The following is a 14002-nucleotide window of genomic DNA, read 5'->3' as shown; positions in this document are numbered from 1 at the left end:
AAAGCTTTTATCTGCTCCGTTTTCATCCGCACGAGTAACATCATCGGGATGGCATGCTCTCACAGTCACTGCGGAAGAGAGACTGCTGGCATGCCGCCTTGAACGGTGTTTTAGTGCTAAACTAAAACGACCAGCCATGAAGCCCGATGCATCTGATTCTTTGTCGAAAGCGCGGGAACAAGACCTTCCACGGCACCTGGTCATTCTGGTGGATGCGCATGGCATCATTCAGGCGGTGAACGGTGAGTGGAATCCTTTCCAAACACCGGAAGATCGTGATTTGCCAATGCCTGAAAACGGCGGTGACTGCTTTGTTTTTTTTGCTGGGAAGTGCGGAGCCTTGCTGGAAGGCTCCGACAGATGGGCGAGTGCCCTCAGGAAAGTTTTGGACCGTCAGTCGGGAGGTATTCGCATCGAATCATGCCTGCCGGTTTCCACCGGGAGTCTCTGGATTGAAACTTCCATCGTTCCGCTGTCAGTTCATGACATCGAAGGCGCGCTCATCACCTGCATCGACATCACCACGCGCAAGCAGGCCGAACAGAAATTGCGCAAAAGCGAGGAGCAACTGCGGGCGATCATTGATTACGAGCCGGAGTGCGTGAAAGTCGTGGATCTCGAAGGAAGGCTGCGGGAAATGAACCCTGCCGGCTTGAAAATCATCGAAGCCGGATCGCTGGCCCAGGTGGAAGGGCGGCACGTCGCCGATCTGGTGCATCCAGATGACCGGGAAGCTTTTCTCCTGCTTCATCAACAGGTGTGTGCGGGTGAGGCAGGGCAGCAAACTTTCCGCGTGATCAGCACCAAAGGCAGGTTGATCTGGGTTGAGACGCATTCCGTTCCCCTGCACGATTCGAACGGAAAAGTGATCTCGGTGCTCAGCGTCACCCAGGATATTTCCGAACGGAAGAAAGTTGAAGAACAACTACGCCAGAGTGAGGCCACCATGTCGGCAGCTCAGCGGATTTCACGTTTCGGCAGTTGGGAGTTTGAATTGTCCGACCTGGAGGATCTGAACAACAACACTCTGCATTGGTCTGACGAGATCTTCCGCATCTTCGGCCATGAGGTGGGCGGAATCGAAGCCACCAACGACAACTTCTTCCGTGCCGTTCATCCGGATGATCGGGAAATGATCCAGCAGGCCGTCAGCGAAGCCATCCGCACCCAAGGTCGATATTCGATCGACCACCGGATCATCCTGCCAAACGGCGAGGTCCGTCATATCCACGAGGATGCCCAGTTGTTCCGGGATGAGAGCACCGGGCGGCCATTGAAAATGGTGGGCACGGCGCATGACATCACGGATCGTAAACTGGCCGAGGAGGCGCTCAAGACCAGCGAGGCGCGTTTCCGTCGTGCTTTCGCGAATGCCAGCGTGGGGTTTGCCATCACGGACATGAACGGGGGCATCCTCCACATCAACAAGCAGTACTGCCGCATCACCGGCTATGAGGAGGACGAGATGATCGGGAAATCCTTTGTCTCCATCACGCACCCTGACGATGTGGCGCGCAAGCAGGAGTTGAACCAGCAGTTGATCGCCGGGGAGATCAACGACTTCATTGTTGAAAAGCGCTATCTCTGCAAAAACGGAGATGTTGCCTGGGTGGAAAACAGTGTTTCCATCATTCGTGATGATTCCGGGGCAGCGCTGAACATGGTCGTTCTCTGCAAGGACATCACTGAGGCACGCCGCAATCAAGAGCAGCTCCGGCTGCTTGAAACCTGCGTTGCGCATCTTAACGATGTCGTGCTGATCACCGAGGCTGAGCCCCTTCGAGAACCCGGTCCGCGCATCGTCTTTGTGAATGATGCCTTCACTGCGCACACCGGCTACACGCGGCAGGAAACGATCGGCCGCAGCCCCCGCTTCCTGCAAGGGCCGGACTCGGATTGTGCTGCGCTTGATCGCATCCGCGTTGCGCTTGCCAAGGGACGCCCCGTCAAGGAGGAACTCATCAATCACAAGAAGGACGGCTCTTCCTTTTGTGTGGAGATTGACATCGTACCGATCACGGCCCCAGGAGGCAAACCACATCATTTTGTGGCCATCCAACGCGACATCACCGCACGTAAAGAGGCCGAAACCCGCCTGTGGAAGAGCAATTTGCGCTATGAAAAGCAGCGAGCCGCGCTGGCTCGGCTGATGCGTGGTGGTGTGATGCAGGCTGTTGATTTGGATGAGGCGTTTCGTTTAATCACGGAAGAAATCGCAAATGCCATGGAGGTGGCGCGTGTCAGCATCTGGCGGTTTGACCAAAATCGAAGCGCCATCGTATGCCAGGAGTTGTATGAGACGTCTTTTGGACGTCATTCCTCGGGGCTTGAACTGCGTGGCGGCGATTATCCCGCCTACTTCAGCGCCTTGAAGCAGAATGAAGTGATCTCGGCAGACGATGCGCGCTGTGACCCGCGCACCAGTGAATTCACCGACAACTATCTCGCCCCCTTGGGCATCACCTCCATGCTGGACACCCCGCTTCATGTGGGTGGCGTTCTGGCTGGAGTGCTCTGTCATGAGCATGTAGGCCCGCTGCGGTCATGGGCACCTGAAGAACAAAGTTTCGCCGTGTCACTGGCTAATTTCATCTCCCTCGTGCTCGCCCAATGGGAGCGCCGGCAGATCGAAGAGATGCTGCGCCAGCAGGCTTCACTGCTCGACAAGGCGAATGATGCCATTCTGGTGCGTGACCTTGACCACAACATCACTTATTGGAATAAAAGCGCCGAGAATCTCTACGGCTGGACCGCCGAGGAGGCCGTTGGACACAAGGTGTCCGAGCTGCTCTACAACGATGATGCGCAGTTCAGAGAAATAACCGCCCGTGTGCTCGCTAACGGCGAATGGACTGGCGAGATCCAGCAGATGACCAAGGCAGGCGAGCAACTGATTGTGGAAGGACGCTGGACTCTCGTCCGCGATGCTGCGGGCCGTCCCAAATGCATCCTGGCCATCAACACAAACATCACAGAGAAAAAGCGGCTGGAAGATCAGATTCTCCGCTCCCAGCGCATGGAAAGCATTGGCACGCTGGCGGGTGGCATCGCTCATGACCTCAACAACGTCCTCACCCCGATCATGATGTCGGTGGATCTGCTCAAACTGCGCATCTCGGATCCTGCCTGCCGGGAAACGCTCGGCACGATCGCCAGCAGTGCGAGCCGTGGAGCGGAAATGCTCAACCAGGTGCTGTCTTTTGCACGAGGAGTGGAAGGGCAGAAGATGCCCGTGCAGATCAGCCGCCTCATGCAAGACCTGGCACGCATCGTCAGAGACACCTTCCCAAAAAACATCCATCTCCGCATGCAGGAGTTGCCCGAAAGCTGGACCGTCTCAGGCGATCCCACGCAAATCCATCAAGTGCTGCTCAATCTTTGTGTCAATGCCCGGGATGCCATGCCAGCCGGGGGCACCCTCACGATCAGCGTGGATAATCTCATGATCGACACGCAGTACGCCGCCATGAACATCGAGGCCCGTGAAGGACCGCACATCTTGATCAGTGTCGAAGATGATGGTGTGGGCATCACTCGCGAAGTCCTCCATAAAATCTTTGACCCCTTCTTCACCACCAAGGGGCCCGGCAAGGGCACCGGTCTGGGCCTGTCCACTTCGCTGGCCATCGTGAAGAGCCATGGCGGATTCATCCGCGTTTACAGCGAGCCGGGGCACGGCTCCCGTTTTAATGTTTATCTTCCGGCGCAGCCAGTATCCGTCGTGGAACTGCCGGTCGTCGAGGAGAGGCCCCTGCCGCGCGGCAATCACGATCTCATTCTCCTCGTCGATGATGAGGCGTCTGTGCGTGAGATCACGCGTCAAACGCTTGAGGCATACAATTATCGTGTGCTGCTAGCAGCAGATGGAGCGGAGGCAGTGACACTCTACTCAAAACATCAAAACGAAATCGCCGCAGTTTTGACAGACATGATGATGCCGGTCATGGACGGTTCCACCACCATTCAGGTGCTGATGAAAATGAATCCCCAAGTTCGCATCATCGCTGCCAGCGGCATCACCTCCAATGGCAGCATCGCAAAGGCGGCCGGAGCGGGTGTGAAACACTTCCTGCCCAAGCCTTACACTGCTGAAACCATTTTACGGTCATTGCAGCACGTTCTGGGTGAAAAGTGAACGTGATCGTGTCAGCCCCTCATACGTGACTGCTTCAGCACCTCGCCGAGCGCATCTAGCAGGGCATCGGCGTTGTATGGTTTGCGCAGGAAGTGCCTCACTCCCAAGCTGTTCACCTGCGCCTGCATTTGATGGTTAAGTCCGCTCGCTCCGATGACCGGCAGTCCAGGCTGGATTTTGAGCAGCGCCTGGATCAGCGCCGGCCCATCCATGTTGGGCATCATCATGTCGGTGATGACTGCCACGGGTTTGTCTTCGCTCTTCAGGAATGTGGCGATGGCATCCGTGCCATCGCATGCCGTGGCCACCTGATATCCGAATGCTTCCAACGTGTGCCTGGTCGCGGTAAGAATAGCCGCTTCATCATCCACGACGAGAATGAGTTCTCCTTGTCCTAGTCGCCGCGGGGACTCAACCGGCCGTGCTGGAGGATTCTCCACGGCAGTCTTTGCGGGCAGATAAATGCGGAACACGCTCCCCTTCCCCACCCGGCTGGTGAGATCAATGAACCCATGATGTGATTTGACGATGCCCAGCGTGGTGGACAGGCCCAACCCGGTGCCCTTGCCCATTTCCTTGGTGGTGAAGAACGGATCGAAAATACGATCCCGCACCTCGGGGGGAATGCCCATGCCGGTGTCCCGCACTTCAAACACCACATGGGGCCCCGGCTGCGCATCAGGATGCATGCTGGCAAACTGTTCATCCACCACGACATTGCCTGCGGAAATGCCCAGTTCACCGCCTTCAGGCATGGCATCCCGGGCGTTGACGCTGAGATTGAGCAGCACCTGATGGAGCTGCGTGGGATCACCCTCCACATTCCACGCCTCCTCTGCGCAGGCAATACTGCACCGGATGGATTTGGGGAAGGTTTCATGAATGAGCTGTTCCATCTCCTGGATCACATCTTTGGGCCTCAGCAGCAGACTGCGGCCCTCGACACCACGCGCAAAACTCAAAATCTGCTTCACCATGTCCGCGCCGCGGTTCGCACTGTTCTCCATGGCGTTCAGCAGCTCGACATCACGCGGCTGAGCCAGCTTCATGCGCAGGATCGTGAGCGACATCAGGATCGGCGTGAGCACGTTGTTCAAATCATGCGCCACACCTCCCGCGAGCGTGCCGATGCTCTCCATGCGTTGCGCGCGCAGGAACTGCGATTCCATGCGGCGTTTTTCGGTCACATCGGTCATGAAACCCTCGATGTATTCCATCCTGCCATCTTCAGACGGGATGCCCTGTCCGCGCTCCCAGATCCACTTCACCAACCCTTCTGCCGTACGAATGCGGTAGGTCACCTCAAAGCGATTTCCAGCAGCGACGGCATCCTCCACCGCCTTGTGCACATGACGCCGGTCATCCGGATGGATCAAATCACCAAAAAACACCTCGCCTTTGCCCGCGAACGCCTCTGGCTCGTAGCCAGTGAGTTCGTGACAGCCTTCGCTGATGAACTCCAGCGTCCATTTTTCATCAATTTGCGATCGATAGGCCGCTCCGGGCAGATTGCCCATGAGCGTTGAAATCATGCGCTCATTTTCACGCAACGCCTCGATGGCCCGTTGACGTTCCTGCTCTTTGGCCGCCGTTTCCAAGGCAAATGAAAGGTCGTCCGCCAGAGCGCAAAGCACGCGGATCTCGTCCTCCTGGAAATAATCAGCCACATCCGCATAGATCAGCAGCACTCCCACCGGCTTGCCGCCAAGTTTCAGCGGAAAGGCGGCACAGGAGTGAAACCCGCGCTGCAGGGCTCTCTCGCGATAGAAAAACGTCTCATCGCTTTCGATGTCATTGGAAATCGCATGCACACCGTCGCGGAAGGCACGTCCAGCCGGACCACACCCTGCAGGTTCATCCTCCCGTATGCTGATAACGAGTCCTTCAAGATAGCCTTGATACTCGCCGGCACAGGCCACCGGTTTCAAATCTGCCGTGGCCTCAACGTGCAGACCGATCCAGGCCATTCGCATGTTGCCCTCCTCCACAGCAATGCGCACTGCCGCCTCGTAAAGCTGCTGTGGCTCGCGAATACGGACAATCGCCTCATTGATGCTGCTGGACATCGCATACAGCCGGTTCAAGCGCAGCAGTCGTTGTTCGTCCAGCTTGCGCTCGTGAATGTCGAGCGCGGAACCCGCCATCCGGTAAGGCTCGCCATGCTCGTCCCACAGGGCCTGTCCCCTGGCCTCAAACCAGCGGTAATCTCCCGACTTCACCTGAATGCGGTACTCAACACAGAACACCTCATGCTTTTCCAGGTGGCTCTCCAACGCCGCGCGCAAAAGAGGAAGGTCATCCGGATGCATTTTCTGCTCCCAGGCGAAAAACAAGCTGGGAAACTCATCTTGGTTGTAACCAAGCAGTTCACGAAAGCGCGGGGAGTAATAAACCCCGCCGGTGCGAATGTCCCAATCCCAGACTCCTCCGGTGGAACCCCTGGCCGCCAGCACATAGCGTTCCTCGCTTTTCCGCAGGGCCAGTTCCGCCTGATGGCGCTCCATCTCCGCCGCCGCACGCACCGCAAAGAGCTGGAACATGGCCTGGAGACGCTCCCGGTGGTCCAGCGCATGGTCGCTGAACACAGCTATCATGCCAATCACGCGCCCGTCTGCGGCATGCAACGGCATGCCCATGTAGCAGTTAACACCCATTTCCTGGAGCATCCGGTCATCCGGGAAATGCTGCCGCACATCATCGTCATAATAACAAATCTCACCGCTCGGCACATTGTAACATGGCGTTCCCACCAGTGAATAGGTGATGTTGCCCTGCACCTTGCCATCCGCACAAAAGCCCAGCGTCCGCACCATCCGGTCGCGTTCGGGGAGGACCATCGCCACCTGCGCATATCGGGCCTCCAAAGTGCGCGCCATTTGCAGGCAGAGCGATTGGAAAAATGTCTCTCCACTGCGCGAGTCCACACCTTCCGCCATCGCGCGAAGCGCCTCTTCGACTTTCTTCTCCACGGTGATGTCGGAGGCCAGCGATAGAATGGATTCAATCTCACCCTGTTCGTTCAGCAGGACGGAATTGTGCCACTCACACACAATCACCCGCCCATCACGGCTGAAATTTCGATTGATGCAGGTGTTGCGTGCTTCGGACCGGTCCAGCAGCCGGCGCAGTGTCGCCTCCACCCGCGACAGATCATCCGGATGAATGAAATCCCAGTCACTGTGGTGATTTCCCATGACCTCATCGGCTTTCCATCCAAAGATTTTTTCCGCCTGCGGTGACCATCTGCAAATACGGCTGCTCGTATCACACTCCACCAACGCCAGTGAAGTGTTTTCCAGATGGAACAACAGCGCGGCATGGGCCTGCTGCTGAAGCGCCTCCTCCTGCTCCCGCCGTGCCGTGAAATCCCGCAGATTGCCGATAATTGCCACCGGTTTGCCCTCGTTGTCCCTGACGATGGAACGATTGTCGCTGATCCAGCGGTAGCCTTGGTTCTTGTGCTGAAACCGATATTCCAGCACCGCTTGGAAATCCCCGTTCAGATCGCGCTCCATCAGTTTTTCCAGACGGTCGCGCTTCAACTGATAATCCTCAGGATGAATCCTCGAAATGATGAACCGTATCCCGCCAGCGATGCACTCCTCCATGCTGAATCCGAGCACCTGCTCCACCGCAGGACTGATGTAATCATAAGTCAGCGAGGGAAGGCTCAAGCAGTACACCGGATCCTTGGAGTTGCCGAGTACGGTCCGGAAGCGTTCCTCGCTGCGCCGCAGTTCGTTCTCGGCATGCTTGCGCTTCGAAATATCGCGCACGGTGACCACCAGCCGCTCTTTCCCGAGGATGTCTGCCTTGCGCATGTTCACCTCCACCCAGAACACCCGTCCAGAGAGCGCACGCGCCTGCCACTCAAAAAGCTGCGGCCCTTCTTCAATCGACTTACGCATCCAGTACAACGCCTCATCCTGGGTGTAAGGAGGAGTATTGGCGCTGAGCGCCGCCACTGAAAGCGCCCGCAATTCCTCCGGTACTGAGCCGTACAACTCACAGGCACGCTGGTTGACCTCTAGAATCGTACCTGTGACAATGTCATGGATAAAGACAGCATCGTTGAGGCATTCGAAGACGCTGCGAAACCACTCGTCTCGCACCTCCAGGTCCAGAGCATCAATGGCGGCGGCCGTCGTCATGGTTTAAATGGATAATGAATCAGATGGAGGGTCAAGTCATTCGCAGGGCCGGCTCCCGTTCCGCCAATCCCATCCTCTCAGGCATTTCCCCACTGCAAGTCTCCAAAATCACCTCTGACAGCATCTTCAGGCCCTGCTCCTTCGAGACATAGCCATGCACATCACGGCGGCTCAGGACCGGCAGCATGTCGGCGGTCGAATGACTGCTGAACACAATCACCTTCACACCCTGCTCGATGAAGCACCGGGCCTGTTCCACTAAATCAACCGCAGATCCGTCCGGCAGCGTCATGTCGATGACCATCACATCAACCTTGTGCGACTGCAGAATCGGGAGGGCCGATGCCACACTCCCCGCCTCCACCATCTCAAAGTCGGGCAGGTATTTGCCCAAGGCCGCACGCACCACCTCACGATAGATGTCATGATCCTCCACCAGCAGGATCACCCTGGATTCTCCCGAACGATTGGAATGCCAATTTGCCTGCTGCATAAATGCTCTTTATGATTCTGATTGTGCCTGAAACTCCGATAACATACAGCAAATCTGGCGCTTGATGCGCGGAAGCATGATAATGAATAACGATTTAGATTTTCCTAAGGCTTCGCAGCATAGCACCTTGACGACAGACATGCCCGCCGTGGACGGCTCTGCCTCTGAAAAGAACGAGTTTCTCACCAGCATGGGGCATGAGCTCCGCAACCCTCTTGCCAGCATCATCGCCCATGCAGAAACCCTCATGGAGGGTGTCTATGGGCCTCTGGAAAGCGCGCAGAAGACCGCGTTGACCGCCGTCCAAGCAAGCGCACGACACATGCTCCATCTCGTCGCGGATGTGATGGATCTCCGCAGACTCGAAACAGGCTCGTCGTCTCTGGCCCCCACCGCATGCCTTGTGAATGAAAATAGTGCGAGCAGCATGAAACTGGTGGCCGAACTGGCACGCTCGCGGTCCGCCCATATAGTCAGCGAGATTCACCCGCAAAACCTTAGAGTCATGGCTGATGCCCGCAGGCTTCAGCAGTTGATCTCCGAGCTTCTCTCCGCAGCCATTTTATCCATCCCCATCGGAGGCCGGGTGCGACTTTGCATCGCTGCCAGCAATGGAGGACTGCATCTTCAAACTCACAGCAGTTCCAGCCAGACGTCCAGCGCCACACTCCATCCATCAGCGAATGAGGAAGACGCCAGGCACTCGCCTCTCCTCCGCCGACTGAGAAAGGTGAAGCCCATCGGCATGGCCTTGCTGCAAAAACTGGTGCAACTCCAGGAAGGCACCTTCACCGTGCGCGAGACAGCCGAACATGTTGTCAGCATGTCCATCCACCTGCCACTGAGCATTCTGCCATCGACGGAGCCCAGTCACGAGCAGAGCCCGCCCGAGTGCTTCCCTGCGGATGAGACGCCGCATGCAGCATCGTCCCACTCGCCCACCATTCTGATCGCCGACGACCAACCAGCACTCATCACCGTCACCCGCAACTACCTCGAGAGCCTCGGTTTCCACGTCATCACCGCCCGGGATGGCCGCGAAGCCGTTCATCAGGCCTTCACTCTCCGGCCAGACCTCATTCTGATGGATGTGCGCATGCCGGTTGTGGACGGATTGCATGCCATCCGGCAAATCCGCGAGTCTTCCGACCCAAAAATTCGCAACATCACCATCGTCAGCCTCTCCGGTCATGCTGGTGAAGCCGACAAAGAAAAGTGCCTGGCCGCAGGTGCCACCGCCTATCTCAACAAGCCTTTTGGGGTCAAGGAACTGAATCTCATTATCGCCGATTTTATCCAACCTCATAGACCCTGACAGGCCAGCCAAGCTTTGGCACGTTTCATTTCAATACTGGCTTGGCCGAGTTCTGCTCCGCAAGCATCATGGACTGATGCTGGGCCGCCATATCTGGCATGCCCAAATTCTGGTAAAGCTCGATCAGCAGCACGTGCGCTGGTTTTTTGTTCCGCGTTTTCAGCAGCGAACGTTCCAGATCACGCACGGCTTCCTTGATCTGCCCCAGTTTGGCAAGAACATGGCCCCGCGTGTCGAGGAAGAAAGGATTTTCAGGCTCCAGCTTTACCAGTTCGTTCATCATTGTGAGGGCCTTTTCAAGATCGTCCTTGTTGTCCGACACCGAGGAGATCGCCATCGCGAGATTGTTGCTGATGACGCCAAAACCTGGGTTGAGCGAGCTGGCCAGCTCGAAGTGGGAGCGCGCGGCCTCTTTATCGCCCTTCTTCCACTCCTGAACGCCGCAATAGTAATGCATGAATGACGTGGCAATGCCGCCGCCGTTGAGAACCCGCGCGACATGCTGGTGCCGTTCTTCCCCACTGATGGGCAGTTCGTCGCAGTCATTGAGGAAGGCCATGATGAGATCCTGGCTGTCCGGACTGAGCTGCATCCCCCTCTCCAGCAGTTCCAGCACTTTCATCCTATCTGCTGGAGGCTGTTCTTTAAGATGCCTGCTCCAGGAAAGATAGATGCCTCCGATCACCTGGCGCTCTTCCTTCGTGGGGCTGCCTTTGCCGCTGTCGAGCATCCATTGAACAGCCTTCTCAAACTGGCGCTGCAAGCTGAGGCTGACGGCGATGGAAAAACGTATCTGGTCTGCACCGGAGGTCACCGATTTCTGCATGACACGCAGGGCGGCTTCTGCTTTGCGAGCGAATTTAACCGCTTCGTCCTCCAGGCCAGAGAATTGGAGCGCCGTGGCCTTCATGAGCATGAGGTCAGCCCGCTTTTCCATGTTCAGCTTGTCCAAATGAAGCAATGCCGTTTTCCAGTCTCGTTGACCGGCGGCGAATCGTGCGGCCAGTTCCAGCGCATCTTGATTGGATGGATCGCTGAGGAGGGCGTTGTTCATGTGATGGTGCGCCGCCTGAACATCGGGAGTTTTCTGTGTGAGAAGAATCGCGGCCTGCATCACATGAGCAGGAGCGTGGCCGGGACGGTCGATGGGGGCCACACGGGAGAGCAGACGAACGGCATCCATCTCCCTGCCCATGCCACGAAGCGCCTTTGCTTCGATCAAGACAGCCTTCTGGCTCTGCTCACCCTCCTGAGTCATTCGCATGGCCGCGATGCGGGCTTCGACGAAGCGTCCTTTGTCGAGATGGGTTTGCGCCTCTCTTTCCAATCTGTCCAAATGCTCACGGTCGGTGCCGTTGCGTGAGTTTAGAAACATGAAAGCCAGCAGGCTCAGGGCAAGGAAAGCGGGCAAGCCGATGAGGCCGTCCAGCGGTCTGCGCTCATCCAGCATGGTGGTGAGGCGGAACCGTGTTTCGTGAATGAGGTTTTCGATCATTCGCTCTCCTTTCCAGCATGAAGGTTGTGGTTTGAAATGGCCTCGGCCAAGGAGTTGCGCGCCCCGGCGAGCAGTTCGGTGAACGCTTTTTGCTCCCGATTCTCCGCTTCCGGCTCAATCGTCAAAATTTGCAGCACATAAGTGGTCGAGACAGGCCCGGGACTAGTCCAGCGTGACAGCAGTCGTTCCGCCACGCGGTCCAGTGGATTCTCAGACGTGAACTTTTGGGCGATGCCATGTTCATCAAACACGCTTAACCAAAGGTGCGCCCGGGTCATTTCGGTGGGCTGGTTCATTTCCAGAAAACGCACGGTGTTTTCCTTCTCACCAGGCAACGCTCCATCCACCTGCTTTTGAAACTGCCAGCCCTGGCCGGTGTAGCAAAGCCGTGTGTCATGAAAACCCAGGAAGGGGAAGTTCACCGCTACAAACGCCTCCAAGCCTCCTTTACGATAACGCCACACCTGGTTGCGCACACCAAGCTTGCCGATGACCGAGTCTTCGATGGGCTTTTCGCCTTCACGAACCCAGCCAGACAACTCTCCAGGCAAATGAAACTCCGCGAGGCCTGCCTGCCCCCCAGCCGTGACCGCAACAACAGCAGCGGGCTGACAACGCGCCAAAATTTCAGGACCGGCAAGCACCACTGTTCCAATGATCGCCACGGCCATGCTAAGACGACTGTACCAATGATTCGCAACAGCAGGCACGGGAATAACAGCCGCACCCCAGGGCGCTGGTCTGGCCGCTTCCGGAAAGCCGTTCAGGATGAAGTGCCAGCCATGATCCGCGCTCCACACCAGCGCCAAGTCCAGCAGAAAGAAGGCCAGTCCTACAGCCCCGTGTATCCAGCCCTTATCGAGTTCCATCCCCCAAAAATGCAAACCACCAATGACGAGGCAGATGCGCAGAACATTCGATGTCACGGAGATCAATCCCGCTGTCACAAGCAGGGCAGAGGCATGCGCCCATGATCTTCTGTTCATGCTGCAAACAATCAAAGCCACGCAGATGGCGACAAGCATGGAATTCGTACCGCTACATGCGTCGTCGACGAAGAATCGCTTCTCCGGCGTTGCAACGATGGTTCCCTGCACGACATGCAACACCTGCATGGCATCCAGCCAGCCCTGGCTTAACCTGGCCGCGAGTCCGGCGAGAACCTGATGCAGATCCTGATCCAACATCATGGGGGGAGGAATCAGGAACAGGGATAGTGCAGGAAGCGACCATGCGGGAGCCTCGTTCTTGGCAGGTGCCCTCCTGGCTGCGACAATGGCCATCGACGCCAAGAAAATAGCAAGGCCCGCCAAAACCGGCGAAACCAGAAAAAAAGATGCCAGTGCCAACACCAGATGGCCTATGGCCAGCCATTTGAACGCAGATGGATGACACGGGTTAAACACGTCCGGCAGCATGCCATCCCGCACTGCAAGCCACACCCATGCCACGAGTGGAAGGGGGAAAAAATGCAGAGCCGGATGACGCACCCAAATCTCATGCAGAGAAAAGAGCAGGCAGACCACTGACGAGGCCAATATCATCAACCACATGAATCTGTTTCCTGCCTGTGATGAATGGCTCAAAGCGCAGCGGGAATGGTGAGAGGTTGATGTATTGGTTGATGAATCAGGCCAGCGCCGACGTGGCGGACTTCCGGCGTTGCTTGAAGGCGAAGGCTGTCATGAACAGCAGGCCGCCACAGCCGAGAATGATAGACGGCGGTTCCGGCACCGGCGCGATAGTAGCTGAGTATGTATAGGTCACTTCAAGGCTGCCGGTGCTGCTGCCGGTGATGCTCGTCAGCCAGGAGGTGGTGCTGCCGGAGCCCGATGCCGTGGGAGTGGCCCCAAAGGTGTTTGCGAGATACAAAGGGACATCTCCCGTGCCTTTGAACGAGTCAAAGTTCGCATCCGCCGAAGTATAGTTATCCTCCTGGGTAAAACCGCTGAAGACGATGTTGTTGACCGTGTAGGACTGACCTTGCGTAAGCGTCACCGTGCCGCCTGGCGGGGTGTGAGACTTGCTTTTCAACACTTCCGCCACCAAGTCGCCATCTGTGCCAATGGAGGGAACATACCCCTCAACGGTGTTGGTGAACGTAATGCGGGTCACAGTCACCGTCCCAGTGTTTTGATTGGTGATTGAAGCAGTGGAGATGCTGGAATTGACTGTCCAGGACAGCGTCACATCCGTCAAAGTGCCAAGAGCGGTGTTAAACTGGGAAAAATACAACTGCGTGTCCCCAGTGATCGTGCCGAAATCGACAGTTTGAACGATGACCTCTGCCCGAGAAGTAAGAGCAGTGGTAAGAAGGAGCATTGTTAGAATCGAAATCTTTTTCATATCAGCCATACAATCGACAAAAGAAAGAAACAAACAAACTACTAATAGTAAGTGAAGCCTTATGGCT

The 14002-nt window shown here is 56.7% G+C and carries 8 protein-coding genes; 3 read left to right on the top strand and 5 right to left on the bottom strand.

The window, feature by feature from the left end:
- The first annotated feature begins 136 nt into the window (after positions 1-136).
- Positions 137-4135 carry a PAS domain S-box protein gene (locus U1A53_RS17790; RefSeq protein WP_322283047.1) on the top strand — a complete coding sequence of 1333 codons (3999 nt, stop codon included), beginning with the start codon at positions 137-139 and terminating at the stop codon, positions 4133-4135.
- Between the two features lie 11 nt (positions 4136-4146).
- Here the strand turns inward: U1A53_RS17790 and U1A53_RS17785 are convergent, their stop codons facing one another.
- Together U1A53_RS17785 and U1A53_RS17780 are read right to left on the bottom strand one after the other, a co-directional pair.
- Entirely contained in the window at positions 4147-8286 is a 4140-nt protein-coding gene (locus tag U1A53_RS17785) for a PAS domain-containing protein (protein WP_322283046.1), read from the bottom strand.
- A gap of 31 nt (positions 8287-8317) precedes the next feature.
- Positions 8318-8779 carry a response regulator transcription factor gene (locus U1A53_RS17780; protein WP_322283045.1) on the bottom strand — a complete coding sequence of 154 codons (462 nt, stop codon included), beginning with the start codon at positions 8777-8779 and terminating at the stop codon, positions 8318-8320.
- A gap of 139 nt (positions 8780-8918) precedes the next feature.
- On the opposite strand from U1A53_RS17780, the gene U1A53_RS17775 reads away from it, so the two are divergent.
- On the top strand, positions 8919-10094 hold the full coding sequence (locus U1A53_RS17775) for a response regulator (protein WP_322283044.1): 1176 nt from the start codon (positions 8919-8921) through the stop codon (positions 10092-10094).
- 25 nt (positions 10095-10119) lie between these two features.
- On the opposite strand, the gene U1A53_RS17770 is transcribed toward U1A53_RS17775, so the two are convergent.
- Complete coding sequence (locus U1A53_RS17770; protein WP_322283042.1) at positions 10120-11148, bottom strand: hypothetical protein; 1029 nt, start codon at positions 11146-11148, stop codon at positions 10120-10122.
- 3 nt (positions 11149-11151) lie between these two features.
- Between U1A53_RS17770 and U1A53_RS17765 the strand changes: the two genes are divergently transcribed.
- Entirely contained in the window at positions 11152-11457 is a 306-nt protein-coding gene (locus U1A53_RS17765; protein WP_322283041.1) for a hypothetical protein, read from the top strand.
- Positions 11458-11585: 128 nt separating this feature from the next.
- Here U1A53_RS17765 and xrtU read toward each other — a convergent pair whose 3' ends face one another.
- Positions 11586-13175: an exosortase U gene (gene xrtU, locus U1A53_RS17760; protein WP_322283039.1), complete on the bottom strand. Its 1590-nt coding sequence runs from the start codon at positions 13173-13175 to the stop codon at positions 11586-11588.
- A gap of 43 nt (positions 13176-13218) precedes the next feature.
- On the bottom strand, positions 13219-13944 hold the full coding sequence (locus U1A53_RS17755; RefSeq protein WP_322283037.1) for a choice-of-anchor E domain-containing protein: 726 nt from the start codon (positions 13942-13944) through the stop codon (positions 13219-13221).
- Positions 13945-14002: the final 58 nt, after the last annotated feature.

The sequence above is a fragment of the Prosthecobacter sp. genome, from assembly GCF_034366625.1.
In the GTDB taxonomy this organism is placed as follows: Bacteria; Verrucomicrobiota; Verrucomicrobiia; order Verrucomicrobiales; family Verrucomicrobiaceae; genus Prosthecobacter.
Note: the sequence above shows the minus strand (reverse complement) of the source record. Positions and strands in the feature narration are given on the sequence as shown.

Bases quoted from the DNA above. Each gene is read 5' to 3' on its own strand.
- U1A53_RS17770 (WP_322283042.1), bottom strand. From the start codon at position 11,148: ATGAACAACGCCCTCCTCAGCGATCCATCCAATCAAGATGCGCTGGAA.
- U1A53_RS17765 (WP_322283041.1), top strand. From the start codon at position 11,152: ATGGTGCGCCGCCTGAACATCGGGAGTTTTCTGTGTGAGAAGAATCGC.
- U1A53_RS17785 (WP_322283046.1), bottom strand. From the start codon at position 8,286: ATGACGACGGCCGCCGCCATTGATGCTCTGGACCTGGAGGTGCGAGAC.
- U1A53_RS17755 (WP_322283037.1), bottom strand. From the start codon at position 13,944: ATGGCTGATATGAAAAAGATTTCGATTCTAACAATGCTCCTTCTTACC.
- U1A53_RS17780 (WP_322283045.1), bottom strand. From the start codon at position 8,779: ATGCAGCAGGCAAATTGGCATTCCAATCGTTCGGGAGAATCCAGGGTG.
- U1A53_RS17775 (WP_322283044.1), top strand. From the start codon at position 8,919: ATGCCCGCCGTGGACGGCTCTGCCTCTGAAAAGAACGAGTTTCTCACC.
- U1A53_RS17790 (WP_322283047.1), top strand. From the start codon at position 137: ATGAAGCCCGATGCATCTGATTCTTTGTCGAAAGCGCGGGAACAAGAC.